Annotated in this window: 22 protein-coding genes and 1 pseudogene; 9 read left to right on the top strand and 14 right to left on the bottom strand. The window is 59.9% G+C overall.

Going from position 1 to position 26,968, the window contains the following annotated elements; all coding sequences use genetic code 11:
* Window positions 1–109 precede the first annotated feature (109 nt).
* Complete coding sequence (locus EL257_RS11975) at window positions 110–2,065, top strand: acetoacetate--CoA ligase (protein ID WP_126362795.1); 1,956 nt, start codon at window positions 110–112, stop codon at window positions 2,063–2,065.
* Window positions 2,066–2,071: 6 nt separating this feature from the next.
* Here the strand turns inward: EL257_RS11975 and EL257_RS11970 are convergent, their stop codons facing one another.
* Window positions 2,072–3,178, bottom strand: coding sequence for a PilT/PilU family type 4a pilus ATPase (locus EL257_RS11970; RefSeq protein WP_126362793.1), 1,107 nt, complete (start codon window positions 3,176–3,178; stop codon window positions 2,072–2,074).
* Window positions 3,179–3,309: 131 nt separating this feature from the next.
* On the opposite strand from EL257_RS11970, the gene EL257_RS11965 reads away from it, so the two are divergent.
* Both EL257_RS11965 and EL257_RS11960 read left to right on the top strand, forming a co-directional pair.
* On the top strand, window positions 3,310–5,850 hold the full coding sequence (locus tag EL257_RS11965; protein ID WP_126362791.1) for a PAS domain S-box protein: 2,541 nt from the start codon (window positions 3,310–3,312) through the stop codon (window positions 5,848–5,850).
* Window positions 5,851–5,898: 48 nt separating this feature from the next.
* The gene (locus tag EL257_RS11960; protein ID WP_007912322.1) at window positions 5,899–6,174 is read left to right on the top strand and encodes a peptidylprolyl isomerase; all 276 of its coding nucleotides are present in this window, start codon (window positions 5,899–5,901) and stop codon (window positions 6,172–6,174) included.
* A gap of 128 nt (window positions 6,175–6,302) precedes the next feature.
* Here the strand turns inward: EL257_RS11960 and EL257_RS11955 are convergent, their stop codons facing one another.
* The 10 genes and pseudogenes from EL257_RS11955 to EL257_RS11910 all read right to left on the bottom strand — a co-directional run bounded on the left by EL257_RS11955 (window position 6,303) and on the right by EL257_RS11910 (window position 13,771).
* Entirely contained in the window at window positions 6,303–7,238 is a 936-nt protein-coding gene (locus EL257_RS11955; RefSeq protein ID WP_126362789.1) for a sugar kinase, read from the bottom strand.
* A 155-nt stretch (window positions 7,239–7,393) separates the two neighbouring features.
* Window positions 7,394–8,608 (bottom strand): amino acid deaminase, encoded by a 1,215-nt coding sequence (locus tag EL257_RS11950; RefSeq protein ID WP_126362787.1) that lies wholly within the window; start codon window positions 8,606–8,608, stop codon window positions 7,394–7,396.
* A gap of 39 nt (window positions 8,609–8,647) precedes the next feature.
* Window positions 8,648–9,412 carry an IclR family transcriptional regulator gene (locus EL257_RS11945; RefSeq protein ID WP_126362785.1) on the bottom strand — a complete coding sequence of 255 codons (765 nt, stop codon included), beginning with the start codon at window positions 9,410–9,412 and terminating at the stop codon, window positions 8,648–8,650.
* 110 nt (window positions 9,413–9,522) lie between these two features.
* Window positions 9,523–9,912 (bottom strand): RidA family protein, encoded by a 390-nt coding sequence (locus tag EL257_RS11940; RefSeq protein WP_126362782.1) that lies wholly within the window; start codon window positions 9,910–9,912, stop codon window positions 9,523–9,525.
* Window positions 9,913–9,940: 28 nt separating this feature from the next.
* Window positions 9,941–10,738, bottom strand: coding sequence for an amino acid ABC transporter ATP-binding protein (locus EL257_RS11935; protein ID WP_126362780.1), 798 nt, complete (start codon window positions 10,736–10,738; stop codon window positions 9,941–9,943).
* A complete protein-coding gene (locus tag EL257_RS11930) occupies window positions 10,735–11,397 on the bottom strand; it encodes an amino acid ABC transporter permease (protein ID WP_126362778.1) in 663 nt (220 codons plus the stop codon). Before EL257_RS11930 ends, EL257_RS11935 begins: the two co-directional genes overlap by 4 nt.
* A 9-nt stretch (window positions 11,398–11,406) precedes the next feature.
* On the bottom strand, window positions 11,407–12,069 hold the full coding sequence (locus tag EL257_RS11925) for an amino acid ABC transporter permease (protein WP_126362776.1): 663 nt from the start codon (window positions 12,067–12,069) through the stop codon (window positions 11,407–11,409).
* Window positions 12,070–12,120: 51 nt separating this feature from the next.
* Window positions 12,121–12,969: a transporter substrate-binding domain-containing protein gene (locus tag EL257_RS11920; RefSeq protein WP_126362774.1), complete on the bottom strand. Its 849-nt coding sequence runs from the start codon at window positions 12,967–12,969 to the stop codon at window positions 12,121–12,123.
* Between the two features lie 284 nt (window positions 12,970–13,253).
* Window positions 13,254–13,533 (bottom strand): annotated as a pseudogene (locus EL257_RS11915) (type II toxin-antitoxin system RelE family toxin).
* Entirely contained in the window at window positions 13,523–13,771 is a 249-nt protein-coding gene (locus EL257_RS11910; protein WP_126362772.1) for a type II toxin-antitoxin system Phd/YefM family antitoxin, read from the bottom strand. The pseudogene EL257_RS11915 and the gene EL257_RS11910 overlap by 11 nt, the downstream one beginning before the upstream one ends.
* Window positions 13,772–14,017: 246 nt before the next feature.
* Between EL257_RS11910 and EL257_RS11905 the strand changes: the two genes are divergently transcribed.
* The 6 genes from EL257_RS11905 to EL257_RS11880 all read left to right on the top strand — a co-directional run bounded on the left by EL257_RS11905 (window position 14,018) and on the right by EL257_RS11880 (window position 23,040).
* A complete protein-coding gene (locus tag EL257_RS11905) occupies window positions 14,018–14,437 on the top strand; it encodes a thioredoxin family protein (protein WP_126362770.1) in 420 nt (139 codons plus the stop codon).
* 187 nt (window positions 14,438–14,624) lie between these two features.
* The gene (wecB, locus tag EL257_RS11900; protein WP_126362768.1) at window positions 14,625–15,773 is read left to right on the top strand and encodes a non-hydrolyzing UDP-N-acetylglucosamine 2-epimerase; all 1,149 of its coding nucleotides are present in this window, start codon (window positions 14,625–14,627) and stop codon (window positions 15,771–15,773) included.
* Window positions 15,770–17,944, top strand: coding sequence for a cyclic di-3',5'-guanylate-activated glycosyltransferase NrfB (gene nrfB / locus EL257_RS11895; protein WP_126362766.1), 2,175 nt, complete (start codon window positions 15,770–15,772; stop codon window positions 17,942–17,944). Before wecB ends, nrfB begins: the two co-directional genes overlap by 4 nt.
* A complete protein-coding gene (locus EL257_RS11890; RefSeq protein WP_126362764.1) occupies window positions 17,941–21,102 on the top strand; it encodes an NfrA family protein in 3,162 nt (1,053 codons plus the stop codon). The genes nrfB and EL257_RS11890 overlap by 4 nt, the downstream gene beginning before the upstream one ends.
* Entirely contained in the window at window positions 21,102–21,980 is an 879-nt protein-coding gene (locus EL257_RS11885; protein ID WP_126362762.1) for a DUF4434 family protein, read from the top strand. The genes EL257_RS11890 and EL257_RS11885 overlap by 1 nt, the downstream gene beginning before the upstream one ends.
* Entirely contained in the window at window positions 21,964–23,040 is a 1,077-nt protein-coding gene (locus EL257_RS11880; RefSeq protein WP_126362760.1) for a sensor domain-containing diguanylate cyclase, read from the top strand. Before EL257_RS11885 ends, EL257_RS11880 begins: the two co-directional genes overlap by 17 nt.
* A gap of 121 nt (window positions 23,041–23,161) precedes the next feature.
* Here the strand turns inward: EL257_RS11880 and EL257_RS11875 are convergent, their stop codons facing one another.
* The 3 genes from EL257_RS11875 to EL257_RS11865 all read right to left on the bottom strand — a co-directional run bounded on the left by EL257_RS11875 (window position 23,162) and on the right by EL257_RS11865 (window position 26,775).
* On the bottom strand, window positions 23,162–24,730 hold the full coding sequence (locus EL257_RS11875) for a TerC family protein (protein WP_126362758.1): 1,569 nt from the start codon (window positions 24,728–24,730) through the stop codon (window positions 23,162–23,164).
* 378 nt (window positions 24,731–25,108) lie between these two features.
* Window positions 25,109–25,720 (bottom strand): vWA domain-containing protein, encoded by a 612-nt coding sequence (locus EL257_RS11870; RefSeq protein ID WP_126362757.1) that lies wholly within the window; start codon window positions 25,718–25,720, stop codon window positions 25,109–25,111.
* Between the two features lie 53 nt (window positions 25,721–25,773).
* On the bottom strand, window positions 25,774–26,775 hold the full coding sequence (locus tag EL257_RS11865; protein WP_126362754.1) for an ATP-binding protein: 1,002 nt from the start codon (window positions 26,773–26,775) through the stop codon (window positions 25,774–25,776).
* Between the last annotated feature and the right edge of the window lie 193 nt (window positions 26,776–26,968).

Here is a 26,968-nt window from a genome sequence, read left to right as displayed (position 1 = left end):
GAAAGCGGTGGATGATCCAGTGCAATGGTTGGATGTGCCAACGTCTTCGCGAGCAGGCTCGATCCAACAAATGTTTGCTCGACCCCGGTACAAAAAAAAGAGGCAACCCATGTCCGACATCCTTTGGCAACCCGACGCCCACCGTATCGCCCGATCGCGCATGGACATTTTCCGGCGCTCGGTCAATCAGCGTCATGGGTTGAAACTCGACGACTACCCTGCCCTGCACCAATGGAGCATTGATCACCGCGCAGCGTTCTGGCAGGACATCGTCGATCAGTTTGACATTCGTTTCCACAGCCAGCCCGACGCGGTGCTGCGTGAGGGCAAGCAGATGCCCAGCGCTGAATGGTTTCCCGGCGCAACCCTGAACTTCGCCGAACATCTGCTGCGCCGTCGCGACGATGCAGTGGCCGTGATCGCCGTGGCTGAAAACGGTCAGCGCGAGCAACTGACGTGGGCCGAACTGGCCGAGAATGTCGCCGGATTCCAGGCCAGCTTGCGGGCTGCCGGCGTGAGCGTCGGTGATCGCGTCGCAGCGTGCATGACGAATACCTGGCAAACGCTGGTGGCGATGCTGGCGACCACCAGCCTTGGGGCAATCTGGTCCTGTTCGTCGCCGGACTTCGGCACCCACGGCGTGATCGATCGCTTCGGCCAGATCGAACCGAAGGTGCTGATTACCTGCGCCGGTTACCGTTATGCCGGTAAAGACATCGACCAGACCACCAAACTCAACGAAATCCTAGAGCAACTGCCCAGCCTGAAGCAGTTGATCATCGTGCCTTACGCCCACCCGCATGCCCGGCCGACGGACTACCGCACTCGCGCTGAAGTGACTTTGTGGCCGGATTTTTATCAGCCTGGTGGCGAACCGGATTTCGTCGCGGTGCCATTCGATCATCCGCTGTACGTGTTGTATTCCAGCGGCACTACCGGCGTACCGAAGTGCATCGTCCACAGCACCGGTGGCGTGCTCCTGCAACACGTCAAGGAACACGGCCTGCATTGCGACCTTGGCCCCGGCGACCGCTTGTTCTATTACACGACTTGCGGCTGGATGATGTGGAACTGGCTGGTGTCGGCGCTTGCGGTCGGCAGCGCCGTGGTCCTCTACGACGGCTCGCCGTTCTACCCGGACAACCAGCGATTGCTCGACTTGATCGACGACGAACGCATCAGCGTCTTCGGGACCAGCCCCAAATTTCTCGCGACCCTGGAAAGCAGCAACGTCATACCCCGCGAAAGCCACGATCTGGCCAGCCTGAAAACGCTACTCTGCACCGGTTCGGCATTGTCGCCGCAAAGTTACGATTTCGTTTATCGCGACGTTAAACCTGACGTGTGCCTGGCTTCGATGTCCGGCGGCACCGATATCGTCTCGTGCTTCGTCAACGGCAATCCGCTGTTACCGGTGCGCCGCGGTGAAATGATGGGCAAGAGCCTGGGCATGGCCGTCGAAGTCTGGAACGATGCCGGCGCGCCGGTGATCGGCGAGAAAGGTGAGCTGGTCTGCACGCGACATTTCCCGGCGATGCCGATCGGCCTGTGGAATGACGCCGACGGCAGCAAGCTGCGGCAATCCTATTTCAGCCTGTTTCCCGGAGTCTGGGCGCAGGGCGATTACGCCGAGCAGCTGCCTCATGGCGCGATGATGATTCATGGCCGCTCGGATGCCGTGCTCAACCCCGGCGGTGTGCGCATCGGCACCGCCGAGATCTACCGTCAGGTAGAAAAAATGGCGCAAGTGCTCGACAGCGTCGCCATCGGTCAACAATGGCAGGACGACGTGCGCGTGGTGTTGTTTGTGCGTCTGGCGGATGGCGTGGAACTGGATGAAACCTTGCAGCAGCAAATCCGCCAAATGATTCGCGCCAACACGACGCCACGGCATGTGCCGGCGAAAATTCTCGCGGTGACGGACATTCCACGGACCATCAGCGGCAAAATCGTTGAACTCGCCGTGCGCAATGTCGTGCACGGCGACACCGTGAAGAACACCGATGCGCTGGCCAATCCCGAAGCGCTGGAGCAGTTTCGTGATCGCGACGAACTCAAGGACTGATGTCGCCTAATCCATCAAGCCCCACTCGTTCGAGGTGGGCGGCACTGGCGTCGTGTCCGCGTGCAGTTTTAAACGCAGGCGCAAATTGTTCACCGAGTCGGCGTGCCTGAGCGCTTCTTCTTCACTGATCGCGCCTTCCACCACCAACTTGTGCAGCGCCGTATCGAAGGTCTGCATGCCGAGCTCCGCGGACTTTTCCATGATGCCCTTGAGCTCGCCCAACTCGTTGCGCCGTATCAGATCGCCGATCGTCGGCGTGCCAAGCATCACCTCGACGGCGGCGCGCCGTTTACCGTCAAGCGTGCGCACCAGGCGCTGTGAAACAAAGCCTTTGAGGTGGTTACCCAGCGCAAGCAACAGCTGCGGTCGGCGCTCTTCGGCAAACATATTGATGATCCGCTCCAGAGCCTGGTTGGCATTGTTGGCGTGCAAGGTCGACAACACCAGATGTCCGGTTTCGGCAAAGGACAACGCGTGTTCCATGGTTTCACGGTCGCGGATTTCCCCGATCAGCACCACGTCCGGGGCCTGGCGCAATGTATTTTTCAACGCTGCGTGGAAACTACGCGTGTCGACACCGACCTCACGCTGATTGATGATCGAGCGCCGATGGCGGTGGATGTATTCGATCGGATCTTCAATGGTAATGATATGCCCGCCGCTGTGGCGGTTTCGGTGATCGATCAGCGCTGCCAGCGAGGTGGACTTGCCGGAACCGGTGGCGCCGACGAACAGGATCAACCCTTGCTTGAGCATCACGGTTTCAAGCAGGATCGCTGGCAGCTTGAGATCTTCGAAGCGCGGGATGTCGAGTTTGACGTTGCGGATGACGATTGACACGTCATTACGCTGTTTAAACACATTGACCCGAAAACGTCCGATGCCGGTGCGTGAGATCGCCAGATTCATTTCCAGATCGCGATCGAACGTCTGGCGTTGTTCGGCGTCCATCAGAGAATGGGCGATGGCTGCAATCTCGCCGGGCTTGAAGGGTTGTTCACTCAAGGGTGTCAGCACCCCTTCGAAGCGCGCACTCGGCGGCGCTCCGGTCGACAGATACAGGTCCGAGCCATGTTGACTGGCCAGGCGTGTTAACAGCGCATCGATTTCCATGGCAAAAAGCACCCGCGAAGCTTTCAAATATTCAGACGTGTCCGCTGCGGTGTCGCAGCGATACATTGAGCGTCTACCGTTCTCAAGAATAGTAGACGCCGCCTCACCGAACGCTGCTCAGGATAGACGTGATGAATGCTTTACCCACCCATGATGACGCTCAGGCCCTGATCGCCAGAACCGACTGGCGCAACAGTCCGCTCGGAGATCCCGGAACCTGGCCGCAGAGCCTGCGCACGGCGGTGGACATCGTTATTCACTCACCGATGCCGATGCTGTTGTTGTGGGGCCCGGAACTGACGCAGATCTACAACAACGGCTTTGCCATGCTCGCTGGCGGCAAGCATCCGCACGCTTTCGGACAACCCGCGCACCAGATATGGCCGGAACTTCGCGACTTTACGGACCCTATTTACAGCGCGGTCCTACAAGGCCAGGTGCGCACCTACAGCGAACGGCGCTTTACCTTGCGACACGAGGGGAAAGAATCCGACTTCTGGCTGGATTTGACCTACAGCCCGATCCGCGACGAAACCGCACAGGTGGCCGGTATTCTGGTCACCGCCATCCAGACCAACGAGCGGCGGCGCATTGCTCTGGAATTGCAGCAGCGGTCTGAACAGAGCCTCAAGGCCCAACGCGAAACCGAAGAGCGCCTGCAACTGGCACTGGCTGCAACTGACGCAGTGGGTACCTGGGATTGGGATATCGGCGAGGACCGTTTCATTGCCGATGCGCATTTCGCCCAGCTGCACGGTGTCGATCCCGCTGGGGCAGGCCAATTGCCCATCACCGATTACCTGCAGGGCGTTCACCCTGAAGACCGCGCGATGGTTGCGCGCAGCATCAAGCACTGCATCACCCATGGCACGGAATACGCTGAGGAATATCGTCTGCTGCAACCTGACGGCGAGTTGCGCTGGGTGTTCGCCCGCGGCCGTTGCTACAAGGATCATCACGGCCGGCCCGTGCGTTTTCTCGGCGCGGCGCTGGACCTGACCGAGCGTAAACATACGGAACAGGCCCTGCGCCAGAGCCAGACCGAGCTGCAGTTGATCATCAACGCCATGCCGATTCTGATCAGCTATGTCGATCACGAAGAGCGCTTCCGCCTGAACAATGCCGCTTATCTGGACTGGTACGGGCTTACCCCGCAAGAACTTTATGGCCGCACCATTCGCGAGGTCATCGGCGAAGAGGCGTATTTTCTGCGAGCCCCGTACATCGCTGAAGCACTCGCCGGCAGATCGTGCTCGTTCAGCCTCTACACCGCGCACCACGACGGCAGCAACCGTCATGCGCTGATGAACTACTTGCCGCGCCACGGCGCAGACGGCGCGGTAAATGGCTTCTACATTTTTGTCATCGACGAAACCGAGCGCAAGAAAACCGAAGAAGCTTTGCGCAACCTCAACGAAACCCTCGAAGAACGCGTCAGCGCTCGCACCGAACAACTGGCGCAAGCCAACCAGCGCCTGCAAAACGAAATGTTTGAACGCGAGCGCGCCGAAGATGCGCTGCGTCACGCACAAAAAATGGAAGCGGTCGGCCAGCTCACCGGCGGCATCGCGCATGATTTCAACAACATGCTCACCGGGATCATCGGCAGCCTCGACCTGATGCAACGTTACATTGCCGCCGGTCGCGCCAATGAAATCGGACGGTTTACCGAGGCCGCCGTATCGTCGGCGAATCGCGCGGCCGCCCTGACCCATCGTCTGTTGGCGTTCTCGCGGCGCCAGTCACTCGATCGCAAGCGGCTGGACGTCAACGAGCTGATTCATTCGCTGGAAGACCTGATCCGGCGCACCAAGGGCGATCCGATCGAACTCAAGCTTCATCTGACCGACGATGCCTGGGCAGTGAGCACCGATGTCAGTCAGCTGGAGAATGCCCTGCTCAATCTGGTGATCAATGCGCGGGACGCCATGCCCAACGGTGGCGAGCTGCTGATCGAGACCGCCAACGTGTACCTCGATGGCAGCGACATCACCACCCTCGAGCCGGTCAAGGCTGGCGATTATCTGATGCTTGCGGTCAGCGACAACGGCACCGGCATGACCCCGTCGGTGCTGGCCAAGGCGTTCGATCCGTTCTTTACCACCAAACCGATCGGCCAGGGCACCGGGCTGGGGTTGTCGATGATCTACGGTTTCGCCCAGCAATCGGGTGGCCATGTGAGCCTCGACAGCCGGCCGGATCAAGGCACTTGCGTCAGGCTTTATTTGCCGCGTTTGCATTTGCAAGCGCCGGAGCAGGCGCCAGAAGAAGCTGTCGGCGAGTCGCCCGCCGCTACCCCCGGCGAAACCGTGGTGGTCGTGGAAGATGATCCGGCCGTGCGCATGCTCGTGCTCAATCTGCTCAAGGAACTGGGTTATCGCGCTTTCGAGGCGGTCGACGCGACGGCCGCGCTGGCGCTGCTGGAGTCGGACATGCGCGTGGACCTGCTGGTCACTGACGTTGGTTTGCCGGGCACCAACGGTCGGCAACTGGCGGAAATCGCTCGCCAGCATCGTCCGGCATTGAAAGTGCTGTTCATGACCGGCTATGCGCAGATCGCCGCCGAGCGCCAGGGTTTTCTCGAGGAAGGCATGGACATGGTGGCCAAACCTTTTGCCCTGGATTTGCTGGCCAACAAGATCCGCACGATGATCAATCACCGCGCGACTTGAGGCATAATCGCGCGCCACGCCGTCAGCCCCGTTATCAGGTATCGCACGATGAAAGCCCAAGCCCGCCACATTCTGGTGAAAACTGCCGAAGAGGCCGAACAACTCAAGCAACGCATTGCCAAGGGCGAAGCGTTCGATGTGCTGGCGAAAAAGTTTTCGACCTGCCCTTCAGGCAAGCGCGGCGGCGATCTGGGCGAGGTACGGCCGGGGCAGATGGTCGGCGCAATTGATGCGGTGATTTTCAAGAAACCGCTGCGCACGGTGCATGGGCCGATCAAGAGCAAATTCGGTTATCACCTGGTGCAAGTCTTCTACCGCGATTGATCTTTTGTGTAGGAGCTGTGTAGGAGCTGACGAGTGCAACGAGGCTGCGATCTTTTGATGTTGCTCTTGAAAAAACAGATCAAAAGATCGCAGCCTCGTTGCACTCGTCAGCTCCTACAGGGATTGGTTCAAAGTTTGGGGATAAGGGCGCCCGGTACCTGGATAACCCGACTGGCCAGTTGATGCCCCGCTTCGGCTGCTGCAACCGGGCTGCCGCCGAGCAAACGACTGGCCAGATACGCTGCACTGAACGAGTCGCCTGCCGCCGTGGTATCGACCACGTTTTCAACCTTGTGCGCCGGCACCTCAAACGACTGATCATCACAACGAATCAGACACGCCTCAGCGCCGCGCTTGAGCACCACTTCCGGCGTGCCGAATTGCGTGTAGGCCGCGAACACCTCGGGGCAATCGGCAAAACCGAACAGCGCCTGTTCGTCATCCACGGTCAGCAGCGCCAGATCAACGTAAGGCAACACGCTGCGATACGCTGCTCGCGCCTCTTCCACCGAAGCCCATAGACGCGGGCGGTAGTTGTTGTCGAAGACAATCCGCGCATCGCGCTGCCGGGCTTCGACCAATGTCTGAATGAGTCTGGCGCGCCCTTGCATACCCAGCACGGCGAGGGTTATGCCGCTGAAATACAGCACGTCGTAATCGGGCAACGCCGCTAGAATCGGCTCGGCCGCAGGGGTGGTGAAACAGTCACGAACCGCCGCTTCGTTGCGCCAGTAGAGAAAACGGCGCTCGCCACTGGCGTCGGTCTGGATGCAGTAGAGGCCAGGCAAACGACCGGGTAGACGTTGCACCAAGTCGAGGCCAATGCCTTCGTCGGTCCAGATCTGGCACATGGCGTCGCTGAAGCTGTCGTCGCCCAAGGCCGTGACGTAATCGATCTGCGCCTTGTCGCCCATCGCGCGGGACAGATACACCGCTGTGTTCAACGTGTCGCCGCCGAAACTTTGTTGCAGGCTGCCGTCGGCGCGCTGTTGCAACTCGATCATGCATTCGCCGATCAGCGCAATGCGCGGGGTGTTCGGGCCCAAGGGGCTGAGGGTGTTCATCGGTGGCATCTCTGGGGTTCTTTGGTGGCTGGTCTGGCCTCATCGTTGGCAAGCCAACTCCCACCGGTTTACAAGTCGGTCACAGATTTTGTAATCGACCTCAAACCTTGTGGGAGCTGGCTTGCCAGCGATTGACCACAACGCGGTCTCAAGCCTTAAAAACAGGTTTCCATGGTTTCGATAACCGCCAACTGCTCATCCACCAACAACCCCACGCGCCACTTGTCGAACGTCAGGCAGGGATGCGATGTACCAAACGAAATGATATCGCCAACGCGCAACTCAATCCCCGGCGCCACGGTCATGAACGCATGCTGGTCCATCACCGCCGTGACCTTGCATGCACCGACGTCATCGCCCACCGCCGGCACGACGCCTGCCTTGTAGCGCAACAAAGGCACCGGCAGCCCGGCGTCGTAAGCCACGTCACGTTTGCCCAGCGCAATCACCGCGAATCCAGGCTCAGGCAGCGATTGCACGTGGGCCCAGACTTCCAGCGCTGGCCGCAAACCTTCGTGCAGATCGCTGCGACGGTCGAGCACGCAGCACTGCGCTTCTTTATAGATGCCGTGGTCGTGCGCGACATAGCTGCCCGGACGCAGCACGCTGAGGAATCGCCCGGCGGCGTTCTGTGCTTCGAATGATTCGGCGATCAAGTCGTACCACGCCGAACCCGACGCGGTGATGATCGGCTTCCCGATGGCAAATGCGCCGCTGTCCTGCAACTGCACTGCGAGCCGTACCAGCGATGCGGCGAAGGCGCGAATGCCGCTGACCGCATGATCGCCATGAATCACCCCTTCGTAACCTTCGATGCCGGTCAGGGCCAACGCCGGCTGCGCCTTGATCGCCTTGGCCAGTTCGATGACTTCCTGCTCGCTGCGGCAACCACAGCGGCCACCGACCACGCCGTACTCGATCATCACGTTGAGCGTCACTCCGCGCGAGGCGAAGTAAGCGCCGAGGTCGGCGACGTTGTCCGGGTGATCGACCATGCAATAGAAGTCGAACGACGGGTCGTTGAGCAGATCGGCAATCAGCGCCATGTTCGGCACGCCGACCAATTGGTTGGCCATCAGCACTTGGCGCACGCCGTGGGCATAAGCGGCGCGGGTCTGGGTGGCGCTGGCAAGGGTGATGCCCCAAGCGCCGGCGTCGAGCTGACGTTTGAAAAGCGCCGGCGTCATGCTGGTTTTGCCGTGGGGCGCGAGTTCGGCGCCGCTGTCGCTGACAAATTTCTGCATCCAGCGAATGTTGTGCTCCAGCGCCTCACGGTGCAGCACCAGCGCCGGCAGGCTGACGTCGCGGGTCAGGTGCGCGCCGATCGCGGCGTTGCCCTTCTCCACAGCAGATTGATTGGCAGTGGTCATGGTCGAACTCCTCAAATGCACGGCCGCAGGCAGCCGCGTTTATTCGTTGATTCGTCGGGCGAGGCTGTTGGCGCTCTCGATCAGAACCCGGCGATAGTCGTTGTAATTGTTCTTCGCATCGGCCCGTGGTGCGACGATGCAGAGGGTGCAGATGGCGACGCCGTTGCGGTCTTTGACCGGTGCGGCGAAGCAATGGGTGAAGGTGTCGGCGACACTGTCGAAGGAGAAAAATCCATCGATGCCGGCCTGGCGGATCTCGCTCAGGAAACGCTCCAGCGGCAAGCGCTCGCCATCGGGCAGGATGTAGTCGTCTGCGTCGATCAGATCGATGATCTGTTCGTCGCTCAAGTGCGCCAGTAGCAAGCGCCCGGAAGCCGTCCACGGGATCGGCGCGTTTTCGCCGATGTCGGACGAAATGCGGAAATGCCGCTCGCCTTCCTTCATCAACGCCACGGTGTATTTGCGCCCGTTGAGCAGGCACATTTGCGCGGTTTCACGGGTCTGGCTGACGATCTCCTGCAGCGCGTGATCGGCCTCGCGGCTGAGGTCGAAATGACGCAAGTGCGCCTGGCCGAGGAAATACAACTGCCGGCCGAGATAGACGTGACCGTCCTTGCCCACTGGCTCCAGAATCCGCCGTTCAAGCAGCGATGCGACCAGTTCATAGACCGTGGACTTCGGACTGCCGATGCCGTTGGCGATGTCGTTGGGGCGCAGCGGCTGGCCGACTTCCTTGAGGAAATCGAGAATATCGAACGCCCGGTCCAGCCCGCGTGCCCGGCGTTTGATGGTGTCTTCGGTCATTTCAGTGCTCACTCAAACTGCTCTGTAACGATCGTTCCCACGCTCTGCGTGGGAACGATCAAATGCCAAAAGATCGCAGCCTTCGGCAGCTCCTACAAGAGCCGCGTGTTTCAGGCCTTCTTCTTGTAGGCGATGCAGTCGATCTCGACCTTGCAATCGACCATCATGCTCGCCTGCACACAGGCGCGCGCCGGTGCGTGTTCAGGTTTGAAGTACTCGCCGAACACCTTGTTGAAGCTGCTGAAGTCGCGCGGATCGTCCAGCCAGACGCCGGCCCGGACCACGTCTTCAAGACCATAACCGGCCTCTTCGAGAATCGCGATGAGGTTCTTCATTGTCTGGTGCGTCTGCTCGACGATGCCGCCGGCGATGATCTCGCCATCCACCGCCGGCACCTGACCGGACACGTGCAGCCAGCCATCCGCCTCAACGGCGCGGGCGAATGGACGGGGTTGACCGCCGGCGGCGGTGCTGCCGGTGCCGTAACGCGTAATGCTCATGGGTGTTTCTCCTGATTGCAAAAGTGATTCAAAACCGCGTGTTCTTGAGAAATTCAGCCAGACGCGGTGATTGCGGGCGTTCGAACAAGTCCTTGGGTGGCCCCTGCTCTTCGATCCGCCCCTGATTCATGAAAACGATTTTGTCCGAGACCTCGAACGCGAAACGCATTTCGTGGGTCACCAGCAACATGGTCATGCCGTCTTCGGCCAGGCCTTTGATCACGTTGAGCACCTCGCCGACCAACTCCGGATCGAGGGCCGAGGTGACCTCATCGAACAGCATCAGGCTCGGGTTCATCGCGATAGCCCGGGCAATCGCCACACGCTGTTGCTGACCGCCGGACAACTGGCCGGGAAAGTGATTGCGCCGCTCAAGCAAGCCCACGCGCTCAAGCCATTTTTCCGCCAGCGCCACGGCTTCGTCCTTGGCCATTTTCTTCACCTTGAGCAAGCCAAGGGTGACGTTTTGCAACGCGGTCAGGTGCGGAAACAGGTTGAATTGCTGGAACGCCATGCCGGTCATCGCGCGATGCCGGGCGATCAGTTTTTCCGCGTGCCTGACGCGTTTGCCATTGACCTCGTCATAGCCGATCGATTCGCCATCGAGCAGGATTTGTCCGCCCTGGAACTCTTCGAGCATGTTCACGCAGCGCAGCAATGTCGTCTTGCCCGAACCGCTGGAGCCGATCAGCGTAACCACGTTGCCGCGCTGCATGCTCAGGTCGACGCCCTTGAGCACTTCGACCGCGCCGTACTGTTTATGCAGGCCACGAATGTCCAGCAGCGGCTGGCCGTTTGGAATGTTGGAAAGTTGAGCGTCAGTCATGGCAAGGCCACCCGTTTTTCAATGTGCCGGCCGAGTAATTCGATGGCGTAGTTGATGACGAAGAACAGAAAACCGGCGAACAGATAGAACTCCAGAGTCATGAAATTCCGGGCGATGACCTGTTGGGTGCTCAGCAGCAACTCGGCGACGCCGATCACCGAGAGCAAGGTCGAGGCCTTGACGATTTCGGTGGACGAGTTGACCCACGTCGGCAGGATCTGCCGCAGCGCCTGGGGCAACAGCACATAGCCGAGGGATTGGTAGAACGTCAGCCCGATCGCCTTGCCCGCCTCCATCTGCCCGCGCGGCAAGGCTTGCAACGCCCCGCGAACGATTTCGGCCACGTGCGAGCCGCAAAACAGCGTTAGCCCCAACGCGCCGGCCTGGAACGCGCTGATCTGCCAACCGAGCGCCGGCGCCATGTAGAAGCAGGCCAGCACCAATACAAACACCGGTGTGCCGCGTATCAGGTCGACATAGAGGCGAAACGGTGCGCGCATCCAGAATTTGCCGTAAGTGAGCACAAGCCCGGCGATCACGCCGAGCATCGTGCCCAGCAGAATCGCCAGCGCCGACACTTGCACACTGGTCAAGAAGCCTTGCCATAACGGCTCGCGGGCCACCCACAATTCATGCAACCAACTGGGAGATTCGTACATCGCAGCCTCCTATCGGCGGATCGCCAGACGCTGCTCGAGGTAACGCAGCAACATGGCGATGAGGTAACAGGCCGCGACATACAACGCCGTGGTCACCAGCCAGGTTTCGATCACCCGGTAGCTCTCGACATTGATCTTGCGCGCGTAATAGGTCAGCTCCGGCACCGCAATCGCCGCAGCCAGCGAGGTGTCCTTGAACAGTGAAATGAAGTTGTTCGACAACGCTGGCAATACGTTGCGCAACATCACCGGCACGGTGACGTAAGCCTTCACTTGCCATTCACCGAGACCGATCGCCAGCCCGGCTTCGCGTTGCCCCTTTGGAATGCTCAACAACCCGCCGCGAAACACTTCGGTCAGATACGCCCCGGCGTACAGCGACAGGGTGATGATGAATGAAGGAATCTTGTCCAGACGAATACCCAGACTCGGCAGCGCAAAGTAGATCAACAGAATCAACACCAGGATCGGCGTATTACGCACAACCGTGACGTACACCGAGGCCAGCACCCGCAAGGCGCGATGCCTGGACAGCAAGGCGAACGCCATCAGCAGGCCGATCACGCAGCCGATGGCGATCGACACCAGCGCCAACTGCAAGCCCAGACCAAGCCCCGCCAGCAACGTGTCAAAATCGCGCCACACGGCGGCAAAGTTCAACTGATAGTTCATGGTCAGCAGTACCTTGAGCGGGGCGATTCGACTCGCCCCACTCTCACGGGATCATTTGAATTCGACGGGGAAACCGATGGCTGGGGACGGCAGATCAACGCCGAACCATTGCTTGAAGGATGCCGCGTATGTCGGGAACTCGACGCCGGTCATGGCTTCATGCAGCGCGGTGTTGACGAAGTTCAGCCAGTCCTGATCGCCGCGCTTGACCGCGCAGGCGTAGGTTTGCGGGCTCCAGGCATAGGCCGGGCTGCGATAGCGGCCAGGGTTCTGCACCATCAGGTATTTGACCGAAGACTGGTCGGTGGCGGCGGCGTCGGCACGGCCGGAATTCACCGCTTGATACATCAGGTCGACGCTGTCGTATTGGTCGACCTTGGCCTTGGGCAACGCCTGATGCACCAATTCTTCGGCATAGACGTTTTGCAGCACGGCAACGGTAACGTCATCGCCCGCCGCTTGCAGGTCTTCGATTTCGTTGTACTTGCTGTTGTTCGGCAGCAGCAGACCGACACCTTCGCGGTAGTACGGCAAGGTGAACGCCACTTGCTGTGCGCGGCTCGCGGTGACGGTGATGAACTGGCAGCTCATGTCGACCTTGTCGGTCAGCAGGTTGGGAATTCGCGCATCGGACGACTGCACCACGAACTCGACTTTGCTCGGGTCATTGAACAGACCTTTGGCAACAATCTTCGCGATGTCGATATCAAAGCCCTGCAACTTGCCGTCCGCGCCCTGGAAATGCCACGGCGCGTTGGTGCTACCGGTGCCCACGATCAATTTGCCACGGGCCAAGACACTGTCGAGCTTGCTATCGGCCGCCTGGGCCGTAGCCATGACAGCGGAAGAAGCCGCAAGAATGAAAACACACGTGTTGAACAACGAAGGACGACGATGCATGGCGAGCACTCCAGACGATTGTTTATTCCGCTATACCGGAACACGGTTTGTTACTACGGAATAGACAGCAGAAAGTGTGCCACAGGATTCGCCGGGAATCTGCAACGGGTTGAAATGTTTTTGGAATCAGAGAGATGCGCGAGACCGGCGTCTTATTGAGCGGTGTCACCGAGCGCGACTGCGCTACTGTCGGCTACATACTTCGGGTAGCGAGTACCCATATCGGGGCGATTGCTCCGATGCAGTGCATAGCATCGCTGGTAAATACGACGGTGGAAGATCACTCAGCGTATGGCAGCTTCTTTATAAACCTCGCCCCGTTCTCGTTTACCGATAGCTATCAGGGACGACCAGGATTTCATCTTTAACGCGATGAACCATTCGGTACCCTGCACTCCGCAGCTTTATTTTATAAGCGTTGGAGAGGCCTTTCAGGCGATCAGCAGGTACATGGGGGTTGAGTAGCCGCTCCACGAGTTTTTTCTTGAACTGTTCACGAAGCCCAACCGCCAGCTTGCCCCATTCCTTCCAAGCCTTTTCGGAAAACTCCAGCTCATAAGTCATCCATTGAAACCTTGATGGTCGGATCACCTTCCCGCGCTTTGCAAAGAACTATGAGTTCCAGGTCATCCAGGCGCGTCATCATCGCTTCGTACTCCTTAGCCGGTACGCAATAAAACGCAGGTTCATTCCGGTTGAGGATAGCGACGGACTGCCCTCCTCCGGCAGCAACGGTTCCCATCGGGTTTTTTTTCAATTCGGAGATACTCGCAACTACATGAGAAAGAACAATATGTGCCATGCCAGTGCTCCTGAAGGCGTTTTAGACGACACCCAAAATAGCACCTCTAACAGGTCATGACTTCAATGGAGACGAAGATATCACGGGCTTTCTTCCGACGTTTCTGCGTTACCTGTCGGTTGGCTCCCGGAACTTCGTGGGAAAAATATTCGGATTTCTATACCCACCTGTAATTTCTGACAGTAGCTCCATTTGCCCTGCTCCTTTAACGTCATAAATCCCGAGGTCGTTGAAAAGGAGATTTCAATGAACGCCATCCCGTCGAGTAATGATCTGGCTCCGGTTTACCGCAAGGCCCTGAAAACCTGGCGCCCGGTGATCCTGTATTTCGCCGACGAACATTGTCCGGCCTGCGAGTGGGCCGGGCCGATTTTCCGGCAGACGGCCGAGCCCTACCGGCACCGCGCCAATATCTACATGCTCAACACCAGTGAAGCGCCGCGCCATCCGCAGGTGACCGGCACACCAACGGTACTTTTCTACAAGCACGGAAGGCTGGTGAAAAAGCTCAAAGGCATTGGCAGCGAAGAAAGCCTGCAAGAAGATTTCGCTCGGCACATCGGCAGAACCAAAGCACCTTCCCCTGCACTCAAACGCAAACATGACCTCACTTGGCTGAAGCAGACACTGCGCGCCCTGCGCACCGTTTCCCGAACACGCCGATAGGCATTTTTACCTGACAGTGCCATTCAAGAGCCATCAGCCACTCATCCATCGTTGCACATGATCGGTATCACACTTGCGTCGAGCCGGATTGGACAAGGTCCATTCCGGCTGCTTTGCTTGATTTCTCAGAGAGAGAACAAACGCTTGCGGCTTCGTTGCCCAGGCGTTGCCATCCCAGGAGGGGTCAATGTCTTTCAAAGTCATGATGGTCTTCGGTACTCGTCCGGAGGCCATCAAAATGGCCCCGCTGGCCCGGGTTCTGCGTCAGTGGCCAGGTATCACGCTGAATATCTGCTCAACCGGCCAGCACCGCGAGATGCTGACGCAAGTGCTCGACGCCTTTGAACTGACGGTCGACGAAGACCTGCAAGTGATGACTCAGGGGCAGACTCTCAACGGCCTTTCGCAACATCTGCTGACTCAGCTCGATCAGGCCTATGAGCGAGTCAAGCCCGATATCGTTCTGGTGCACGGCGACACCACCACCAGCTTCATTGCCGCGCTCGCCGCGTTCAATCGTCAACTGCCCATAGGCCACGTTGAAGCCGGATTGCGCACCGGTAATCTGCGCGCGCCCTGGCCGGAAGAGGCCAACCGACGCCTGACGGGGGTCATCGCCGACCTGCACTTCCCACCGACGTCGAAATCCGCTGCCAATCTGCTGCGCGAAGGCGTTCCGGAAGACAACATCGAGATTACCGGCAACACCGTGATCGACGCCTTGCTGTGGATGCGCACCCATCAACAACAAACCGATTGGCATCCGGCGGCAGACTCACCGCTGGCAGTGCTCGATGAGCAGCGCCGAATGGTATTGATCACCAGCCATCGACGGGAAAATCTTGGCGATGGTTTTCAGAACATCTGTCAGGCCCTGGCGGAGCTGGCCGCGCGCTACCCGGACGTGCAATTCGTTTACCCGGTGCACCTCAATCCGCTGGTGCAGAAAGTGGTTTACGGCATGCTCGCCAATACGCCGAACATCTATCTCGTCGCCCCGCAGGATTACCCTAACTTCGTCTGGCTGATGGGCCGGGCGCATTTCATCCTCACCGACTCCGGCGGCGTTCAGGAAGAAGCGCCGGCCATCGGTAAACCCTTGTTGGTGCTGCGAGACGTGACCGAGCGGCCGTCGGTGCTGGAAAGCGGCACAATGCTGTTGGTCGGGACCGACAAGGCGCGGATCGTCCAGGAGGCCAGTCAGTTGCTCGATGACGAGCAAACCTACAAGCGCATGAGTCGTGTGCATTTCCCCTATGGCGACGGCCACGCCAGCGAACTGATCGCCACCCGTCTCCACGCCTGGCTGAGCGCACGCTCAGGTGTCGGCGCATGAGTCTGGGCTGGGTCGATTTTTTTGCGTATGTGCTGTTCGGCCTTAAATATGTGGCGATTGCCCTCGCCCTGTTGATGTTTCTGCTCGGTCTCGATGATCTGTTCATCGACCTTGTGTACTGGAGCCGCAAGCTGATCCGGCGCTGGCGGATCTATGAAAAGTTCGAACGGGCCGATGAGCAACGGCTATACACCATCGCTGAAAAACCGCTGGCGATCATGGTGCCCGCGTGGAATGAAGTCGGCGTGGTCGGTGAAATGGCGCGGCTGGCCGCCTCGACCATCGACTATGAGAATTATCAGATTTTCGTCGGCACCTACCCCAACGATGCTGACACGCAAGCGGACGTCGACGCGGTCTGCCAGCACTATCCCAACGTGCACAAAGTGGTGTGCGCCCGCCCCGGCCCGACCAGCAAGGCCGACTGCCTGAACAACATCATCGACGCGATCCTGCGTTTTGAAAGCGAGGCGAAAATCCAGTTTGCCGGGTTCATTCTGCACGATGCCGAGGACGTGATTTCGCCGATGGAATTGCGCCTGTTCAACTATTTGCTGCCGAACAAAGACCTGATTCAAATTCCGGTTTACCCGTACGCACCAGAATGGCATGGCTTCACCGCCGGGCACTACGTTGACGAATTTGCCGAAAACCATGGCAAGGACGTTATCGTCCGCGAAGCCTTGACCGGTCAGGTGCCCAGCGCTGGCGTCGGCACTTGCTTCAGCCGCAAGGCCATCAGCGCCCTGCTCGAAGACGGCGACGGTATTGCCTTCGACGTGCAGAGTCTCACCGAGGACTACGACATCGGTTTCCGCCTCAAGCAAAAAGGCATGAAATGCATCTTCGCCCGCTATTCCATCAGCGATCCGAAACTGGCGCTGGAACAGCCGTGGGCGTTCGGCATGAACCGAGAATTCTCCCAGGTCATCTGTGTGCGCGAGCATTTCCCCCGAGACTTGCAGCATGCGATCAGACAGAAGTCGCGCTGGATCGTCGGCATCGTGTTTCAGGGCACGAAGAATCTCGGCTGGAGCCGCAAAGGCCTGCTGAATTACTTTCTGTGGCGCGACCGTCGTGGCTTGATCGCTTATATGCTGAGTTTTCTGGTCAATCTGCTGTTCGCCGTCCTGATCACCATGTGGCTGATTACGGTGATTGCACCGGAGTCGTGGCGCTATCCGTCGATTCTTTCCGACAGCGCCATTCTCCCGGTGCTGCTCTGGCTCAATGGTCTCATGTTGCTCAATCGGTTGTTTCAGCGCGGCTGGTTCGTCACCCGCTATTACGGGCTGGCCGAAGGATTGCTGTCGGCGCCACGGATGATGTGGAGCAACTTCGTCAATTTCTTCGCCAACCTGCGCGCGCTGCGCCAGGTAATGGCCATGGGCGACTCGCGCCGGGTCGCGTGGGACAAGACCACCCATGAATTCCCGGCGCTGACGAAGGCGCAACGGGTACCGCTGGGCCATAGGCTGGTGGAGAAAGGCTTGCTTACCGAAGAACAACTCGAAGCGGCCGTCACCAGCCCGGTACGCCGACGTTTGGGCCGGGAGCTGCTGCTGCGCGAGTACATCAACAGCACGCAACTGGTCCAGGAACTGGCCGAACAACTGGAACTGGAGTGGGCACCGCTCAACCCGTTCAAAATCGACCGACGCCTGATCGACGCCGTTCCCCGCCGCGTCGCTTCGCATTACGGCGTGCTGCCGGTCGCCGAAGAAGGCGACACCTTGGTGCTGGCTTCCGAGGGGCCGGTCAGCCAGGTTTCCCTCGGCGCCATCAGCCGCCAGTTGAAACGCCCGGTGCGCAGTCGTCTCGCGCCGCAGGGCCGGGTGACGCTGGGGATTCGTTACTGGTACGCCAGCCCCCGCCAGAACGCAGATATGCGTCATATGCTGGAGGTGCTGGAGCGGCATCAGGACGACGAGGCTTTGCTGGAGCGCGTCAGTCGCCATCAGGTGCTGCTCGGCAATTTGCTCCAGGTCCGCGGCATGGTGCCGCCTACTCTGTTCAATCAGGCCATGATTGATTTCGATGACGAAAAAATGTCGCTCGGCGAACACTTGATCTCCCGCGGCATGATCACCCAAGAGGTGCTTGACCAAGCACTGGCCGACCAGGCCAGCGAACAGCAGGCCGCCTACCGCATCGTCCGGGAGGTCGCATGAAGCGCTTTCAACGCCGCAGCCTGTTGATGGGCAGCCTATTGTTCGGCCTGAGCGCAGCGGTTCCAATAAAAGCCGCGCCGCTGAGCGACTTCGAGCAGTTCCGCAGCTACCCCTACATGGATCGCAGCTACCGCGAGGCAAAAAAAGGTAACTGGAAAGAAGTCGAACGCTTGATGAAGCATTTGCTGGAGAAAGTGCCGAAAAACGATGAAGCCCGCGCCTTGCTGGTGGAAGCGTTGGCGAAACAGCGCCGCTACAAGGATGCGGTACAGGCGCTGCCAGACGAGGACAATGCCGCGCTGCTCGACTTGCGCCTGACCTGGATCGAACAGGATCCGCCGAGCAGCACGCAGGTGGAGCAGTGGATGGCGACCAGCGATCTCAACGCGCGAATAAAGCTCTGGCAGGCTTACAGCTTGAGTCTGGCCAAGTTTGGCGGTGCGGCCAGGGCGCATGACTGGCTGGCGCACCTCTCGCCCAAAGGCGATGAAAAAATCCTGCGTCTGGCCCGCGCCAATTGGTCGGAACAGCTGCGTGACTGGAGCGGCACGATCGACGAACTGGCACCGCTCGCCGCGCGTCAACAACTGGATGCCGAGAGTTGGCAGCGATTGGCCAATGCCTATGTGCAACGCCTCGACGAAAAGCCTTTGCAACAATTGTTGCAGCAAGCACCAACACCGCAAGCCGCGCGAAAAGTCCGTCTGGCGATGGTCGATCGGGCGATCGCCATGGGTCATGGTCAACAAGCGCAACGCTGGCTGCAATCATTACCTGCCGCCGATCTCGCCGACCCGGCACAACGCCAGCGTCTCTGGGAACTGGCGCGGCAAACCAGCGACGTTCCCACAGTGCAACGCCTGAGCAATGATTTGCAGCGCCCTTGCCTGGAAACCAGCGATTGGCTTTCGCGCCGCGATCCGGAAGCCGCTTTGCAGCAACTGCGCCAGTGCCAACCCGCGGACGATCCGCAAGCCTGGCTGGTGCTCGCGCAACGCCTGCAAGCCACCGATCTGCTGCAAAACACCCGCTTGCCCGAGCCGTGGGATAGCCGCCGTCAGGCGCAACTGGTCGATGTCTGGCAGGAACAGGGCGAGAGCAGCAAAGTCATGGTCTGGCTCGCTGGCCAGCCGCAAACCCCGGCGGTGGTCAAGCGCCGCGCCGAGTTGGCGCAGCGCATGGGTCGGCGCACCGAAGAGCAAACCTTATGGGAATATCATTATCGCCAGACCGGTAATCTCGCGTCGCTGAATCAGGCCAGTTTCCTCGCTATGCAAAGCGGTGATCGTGCTCATGCGCAGCAATTGCTGGAAAACGCTTATGACCGTCATGGCGGACGTCTGCCTGGCGCCGCGTTGCAACGCCTGGCAGGTATTTACGCGTCGTCGACGAACATCACGCCTGCGCAGCAGCGGCGCATGGCCTCGTTGATCGCTCATATCGACAGCACGACCCGCGGTCAGCTGCTCGCGCAACTGGCCGAGACGGGCCAGTGCGATACCGTGCAACAGGCCATCGGCACTCAGCCGCAAAGCGCTGGCGACTATCGCGCCCTCGGCCGTTGCGCGATGCGTGATCGTCCGGGCGAAGCCGTGGTCTATTACCAGCAGGCGGAAAAACTCGGTGACCGCAGCAATCGCATCGCCTTGGCCTACGCGCTGCAGGCCGCCGGTGACTCTGCCGGTGCATTGGCGATCTGGCGCACTCTCGCGCCCGCACAATTCACTGAAAACGCACGCCTGACAGCCAGCCGAAGTGCCTTGAACGCAGGCGACAAACAAGCGGCTGAACGCTTCTGGCAGCAAAGCAAAACGCGCGGTGCCAACGAATGGGCATTGGGCGCCGCCATCGCTGACGCTCGCGGCGATCATCTCCAAGCTCTGCAACGACAGCGCCAAGCCCTGCAGACTGGCCCGGACGCCGGGCATTTCTACGCCGCTTCAGTCACCGCGCAGAAGGCCGGGGATCTGGCGCAAAGTAACGCCTGGCTCGCCGAAGCCGTGCGCCGTGACCCGGCCAATCCGCGCTACCGTGCCGATTACGGCATGCGCTTGGCAGGCGCGCCTACCCGTGAAGAACGCGCGAAAGCCGTGCCCTATCTGCAACAGGCCACCCGCGACTTCCCTGAGGATTATCAACTCGGCGAAACCCTGGCCTGGCGCTACGACGAAATCGCAGACAGCGCCTCCGCGCGCGAGGAATTGCGTCGGGTCATCGATCTGGAACAGAACCCGGTGGCCGCCGACGATGAGGACGGCAGCATGGAAGCCCGGCGTTATCGTCAACGCCGCGCCCATGAGGCACTTTCTCGCCGCGACAGCTTCACAATCGCCAGTACCTGGTCACCTGCCGGTGTTTCGACCAACGATTTTCTGCGCGATGACGAAAGCACCGCTTCCAACCGCAGCCCCAATTCGCAAAACGTCCAGGTGGCGATGTGGGATCACGCCCTCGGTGCTGAACCCAGCCGCGCCGGCAGTTCGCTGTCGGTCTATGGCCGCGTGCTGCTAGGCGGGCAAAGCCGCTCCAGTTATGCCGAGTCTGTCGCGGCGGGCGTGGGCTTGCGTTACAAACCGTGGGGCACGCAAAACATCAACTTCTACGGCGAGATTTACAAGCAGAGCCAGTTCGATGACCAGGACAATCACGGCTTGAGCCTTGGCCAGTTGATCAATCCGGACAAGCTCTCCGATCAACTCGACGACCATCGTCAGGACGGCCACACCACCACCGATTACCTGCTGCGCGCCACTGCGTCTTTCCTCGATCAGGGTCGATACCGCAACGATTGGCACGTTGACGAAAGCGAGTGGGACGAACGCTCGCTCTACCTCGACGCCGCGTGGTGGACCAAGGCGGGTGATCATCAATGGCTGTCGCGCTTCCAGCAAGGCCATACGTGGAAACTGCCGTTCAACGGGGCACAAACACTCATGCCGTACGGTTTCCTTGAGTTCGCCAGCCAGGACCCAAGCAACGATTGGCGCCAGGATTTGCGCACCGGTGTCGGCGTGCGCTGGCAATGGTGGTATGACGATGATCGCTACAACGCCTATCGCTCCAAATTGACCGTGCGAACCGAGTATCAGCAGTCACTCGGCGGCAATTTGTATGAAGGCGGCAGTGGGGTGTTGCTCGGCGTGGAATGGAGTTTCTGATGACTCGATGGCTGCTGTGCCTGGGCTTGTGGTTTGGCGCTGTTGTCGCGCACGCCGATGAGCGAGTGTTTTACCAACCGCTGAATGCCGACGCCAGCCTCACCCAGGCGCAATGGCAAAGCATCTGGCAAACCACCGCGAAGCAAGGCACCCGAACGCTGATTGTGCAGTGGACTGCCTATGGCGAAAGCGATTTCGGTGGCGCTGACGGCTGGCTCGCCAACAGTCTGAAACTCGCACAGCAGCAGGGCCTGCAGTTGGTGTTGGGACTGAAAATGGACCCGGCCTACTACCAACGCATCGACGAGCTCGACAGCGCTGGCCTTGGAAAATACTGGCAAGCGCAATTAGGCCAATCGCTTGCCCGTCAGCAAACGTTACGCAACGAATGGAAACTGGCCGTGCATGGCTGGTACTTGCCGCTGGAACTGGATGATTTTCACTTTCTCGCGGCGGATCGACGCGCAACGCTGCAACGCCAGCTCAAGGATTTCGCGGCCAAACTGGATGCGCCGCTGCACCTCAGCGCGTTCAGCGCCGGCAAGCTTGCCCCTACCATCAATGGCCAGTGGCTGGGCGATCTGAGCGCAGCCGGAATTCAGGTGTGGTGGCAAGACGGCGCCGGTACGGGCCGCTTGCCTGTGGTGGTGCGCAACGGCTATGCCAGCGCACTGCCCTGCTCGGTCGGCATCGTCCGTGAAGCGTTTCGTCAGGTCAGCCACGAAGGGCAACCCTTCCGCGCCGAACCCGCCGCGCCGGATGCAACATCGAACGGGTGTCATCCGGGCGCGGTGTTTTCACTGCGGTATCGCCCTTGGGGCAAGTTGATTCTCGACAACCAGCGCAGACATCAGGCCAGTGATGTACAAAACCATTGAAGAGCAAGTACTGAAAAAAACCGCTCCGGCTGAATTGCGCGGGGAATTCCTCCAGCATCAATTCGAGCGTTTGCAATCATTCAGCCTGCTGATCTATATCGTCAGCATCTTCATGTGGCTGTTATTCGACTTGATCGTCAGCTTCCTCGGTGGCCAGGGATTCACCTGGCGTTCGATGGTGTTTCTGGCGCTGTTTGCGGTGCTGACCGTGATGCTGGCGTACACCCGCAAGGCCCGGCATTTCGACGTGATCACCGTGCTGTTCGTGCTGGGCCTGACCGCGGGCATTCGCCTCATCGTCGATGGCCTGCCGCCGGCCGTTCACAGTTCGTGGCTGGTACTGGCGGCGGCCAGCATGCTTTACAGCATCTCGGTGTTGCCGCTGAGTCGCTGGGCTTTTTTTGCCGTGCAAGGGGTGATCTGGCTGCTGCTTAATCCTTTTCTCAATACCACCACCAGCCTGATCGAACTTCGCGGTGTATTGACTGCTTGCTACAGCGTGTTTCTCTGCGCATTGACCATTTACACGTTCCTCAAATTGCGCGAGGTCAAGCTGCACAACTACATCATGTCCCGGCTTTTGCTGGATCAGGCCTACAACGACACCCTGACGGACATCCCCAACCGCCGATCCTTCCTGACTCTCGCCGAACAACGAGTAAACGCCGTACCGCGCGAGCATGATCACTTTCTGGCAATGATCGACATCGACAACTTCAAAAAAGTGAATGACACCTATGGCCACGACATTGGCGACGAAGTCCTCAAGCGCGTTGCCACCGACATCAAAACGGTGATGGTGAAGTTTGACTACGCCCGTCTGGGCGGTGAGGAGTTTGCGATTTATCTGGCCGGCGTGCGCCGTGAAGAGGTCGAAGCGCTGGCGGGGCAATTGTGCCGCGTGGTGCGCGAGCATCCGGCACAGCATCCGGTCACGATCAGCATCGGCGTGACGCGCATCAAGGATGACGACACGCTGTCGCAGGCGCTGATCAAGGCGGACAAGGCGCTGTACGAGTCAAAGCACACCGGGAAGGACCGATACACTTTTCACCGTTGATTTTCCGGGGACGTTTGATCGCTATCGCCAGCAGGCTGGCCCCCACACTGAATCCATGGCGCGAATGAAACCGTGTGGGAGCCAGCCTGCTGGCGCTGGGGCCGGCCCCCGTCGAAAAAGATCAGCAAACCTGCGCCGACTCAGGCACCAGCAATACCCGCGTCACCCGCCGCTCCTCAACCGCTACCACCGTCATCCGCCAGCCTTCATGCGTCAGGCGATCGCCCCTCATCGGCAAGCGGTCGAGCAAACTCATCACCAACCCGGCCATGGTCTGGTAATCCTCGGTCGGCTCAGCGCCAAAACCGGTGCGTTGGCGCACGCGCATCAGGTTGAGCGCGCCGCTGACCATGAAACCGCCCTGCTCTTCAACCACGTCCGGGCCTTCGACTTCACTGGCATCGGGCAATTCACCGGCAATCGATTCAAGAATATCGGTCATCGTCAACACACCGACGAAGTCGCCAAATTCATTGACCACAAATGCAATGTGCGTCGAGGCGCCGCGCATTTGCTCCAGCGCATTGAGGATCGAATAGCTGTCGAGCAAGTTGATGGTCTTGCGTGCCAAATGCTCCAGGTTCGGTTCAACGCCGGCCAGGTATTCTTTGAGCAATTCCTTTTTGTGCACGAAACCCAAGGGCTCATCCACCGCACCGTCACGAATCAACGGCAGGCGCGAGTAGGACGAATGCATCAGCTTCGTACGAATCGCTTCCGCGTCGTCAGCCAGATCGATGCTGTCGACGTCCGCCCGCACGGTCATCAAGGCGCGGATCGGCCGCTCGGCCAGTTGCAGCACACCGCTGATCATCACACGCTCGCGACGGTCGAACAGCTCGGCACTCGGGGCATCACCGTCGTCCAGCAAATCGGAAATGTCTTCGCCCACCTCTTCCACCGCCAGCTTGCGACCACCCAGCAAGCGCATGACCGCATGGGCCGTGCGCTCGCGCATCGGGCGTACGCCCTGCATCGAGCGCTTGCGCCGGGCTCGGGCGATCTGGTTGAACACTTCGATCAGGATCGAGAAGCCGATGGCCGCGTACAGATAGCCTTTGGGGATATGGAAACCCAGGCCCTCAGCGGTCAGGGCAAAACCAATCATCATCAGGAAGCCCAGACACAGCATGATCACCGTCGGGTGGGCGTTGACGAAGCGCGTCAGCGGTTTGCTCGCAACAATCATCAGGCCAATGGAAATGATCACCGCGATCATCATCACCGCCAGTTCATCGACCATGCCCACGGCGGTAATCACCGCGTCGAGCGAGAACACCGCGTCGAGCACGACGATTTGCGCAACGATCGGCCAGAACAAGGCATAGGCGGTATTCGTCGAACGCTCACCGACGTGGCCCTCCAAGCGTTCATGCAACTCCATCGTTGCTTTGAACAGCAGGAACACGCCGCCGAACAACATGATCAGGTCACGGCCCGAAAAGCTCTTGTCGAACACTTCGAACAACGGCTGCGTCAGCGTCACCAGCCAGGAAATACTCGCCAACAAGCCCAGGCGCATGATCAGCGCCAGCGACAGACCGATGATGCGGGCGCGGTCGCGCTGATGCGGCGGCAGTTTGTCCGCGAGAATCGCAATGAACACCAGGTTATCGATACCCAGCACCAGTTCCAGCACGATCAAAGTCAACAAGCCCAACCAGGCCGTAGGATCCGCTAACCATTCCATAAAAACGTCTCGATCTCTCTTGGTGAATTCAGGCTGCCGGACACGACAAGGCGCACGAAAGCTCAAAAGCCACGTGTTCAACGATAGTCGTATGTCGGAAGACGGGATGCCGCGAGTGCATCAAGACCGCGCCATGGCGCGAGAAGCAGGTTCTCTGTTGAAGAGAAGGGGGAGGCTCCAAAAGGGTGTTCATGCAAAACCTGAATGAAAAATGGCCTTGGAGCGTACAGGGATTGGGAACATTTCCTACAGCGGCAAATCATTTCAAAATCTGTAGCAATTGAAGATGCTTCCCGAGCGGGCTCGCTCGCACGGGGGAACGCATTTCAAAAAGTGGCAGCGAGCCTGCTCGCGAACTCAAGATCAGGCAGCACAATTTCAGTGCGGATGCAGTTCGTCGATATGTCGATAATCCGCCGCTAACACCTTGGCGAGTTCCTTCGCCCTGCCCAGCCGAATCGGCCCGCGCTCGATGTCAATCAGCAGCCCCGGACACCCCGGCGCCGTTATCCCGGCGAGATCTTTCAAGCGCCCATCGGTGATCACCAGCAGGCGCCGCTGTTCAGCGGGATAACGCTTGTGGCGCACAGCCATCCATTGCTGCGCCTGCACCAACGCCGCGAGCAGTGGTGTGCCGCCACCTGCGCCCAGTTCAGCGAGCCAAAGGCGTAAGCCACTGGCCGCTTTCAAGCCTTGGACTTGCCATTTCGGGCTCGCACCGCTGGCGGTCAACAGCGCTAGCCGCGCGCGTTGCCGATAGGCATCATCAAATACTTGCGCCAGCAGACCCTTGGCATCGCTCAAGGAATGATGCCGGCGAGTAGAAGCCGAGGCGTCAACGATCACCAACCACAGCTCATGGGGGGAGCGTGTGCGCAATTGAAAAAGCAGGTCGTCGCGTACCCGGGGACGCCCGCCCAGCAGCGTCCCCGGCCAGTTCACCGCGCCACTGCACGCAGCGTGACGCTTGCCCTGGCGGCCGTGGTCCAACTGTCCGGCGCGGGGTCTGGCATTCGCCCCCACGTCGGATCGGGGGCGAATGCCTAAGGCTTTTTTGGCCAGGCGGGGACTTCACGGCGGCTGCCGGTCGCCACTGCGGGCGCCGGCATGTCGCCCCACTGCCCTTGCCCTGCGCTCGGCTCGGACTGGCCGCCGGAAGGTGACTGCGCAGGCGATTGCGGGCTGGGCGGCGCTGGTTCACGGCGACGGTGACGCAGGGCGAAGTCGGCCACGGCGTTGATGTCTTCTTCGGTGATCGCCGGCGCGCCCCGCCATGCGGCGTGTGCACGGGCAGCGCGCAACCAGACCAGATCCGCGCGCAAGCCATCCACCCCGGCAGCGAAACAGCGCTCGGTGATCTGCGCCAGCGCACTGTCGTCCAGCGGAATATCCGCCAGAGCGTTGCGCGCGGTTTCGCAACGCTCACGCAGGGCGTGCTGTCGGGTTTCCCATTGCGCACAGAACGCACGCGGATCGCTGTCGAAATCCAGGCGCCGCCGGATGATCCGTCCGCGTTCGGTTGGCGCCGTGTGGCCGTCCAGCGCCACGTTCAAACCGAAACGGTCGAGCAATTGCGGACGCAATTCGCCCTCTTCCGGGTTCATCGTGCCGATCAGCACGAACTTCGCCGAGTGCCGATGGGAGATGCCGTCACGCTCGATCAGGTTGGTGCCGCTGGCGGCGACATCAAGCAGCAGATCCACCAGATGATCGGGCAACAAATTGACTTCATCGACATAGAGCACGCCGCCGTCGGCTTTGGCCAGCACACCGGGAGAAAACTGTGCGCGACCCTCGCTCAGCGCGGCGTCGAGATCCAGCGTGCCGACCAGACGTTCTTCGGTGGCGCCCAATGGCAATGTGACGAACTGACCACTGGCAAGCAGATCCGCCAGGCCTCGGGCGAGCGTGGACTTGGCCATGCCACGCGGGCCTTCAATGAGCACGCCGCCGATTTTCGGGTCGATGGCGGTGAGGCACAAAGCGAGCTTCAAATCATCGGCGCCGACCACGGCGGACAGCGGGAAATGTGGGGTGTCGGTCATCGGGGTTTCTCTATCGTGGTCCTGGGTGGCTTGGCGTTGAGGTGTGTCAGTGGGGGGCCCTCACCCTAGCCCTCTCCCACGGGAGAGGGAACTGACCGGGGTGCTTTTACAAATTCCGTCGGCCGATCCATCGAGTTGCCTTCAATTTGAAACTGCGCGCAAATCTGCTCCCTTTCACCCTCGCCCCCTTGGG

Origin of the sequence: Pseudomonas fluorescens (assembly GCF_900636825.1) — a bacterium.
GTDB classification, from domain to species: Bacteria; Pseudomonadota; Gammaproteobacteria; order Pseudomonadales; family Pseudomonadaceae; genus Aquipseudomonas; species Aquipseudomonas fluorescens_BG.
This window is presented reverse-complemented; position numbering and strand designations above follow the sequence as displayed.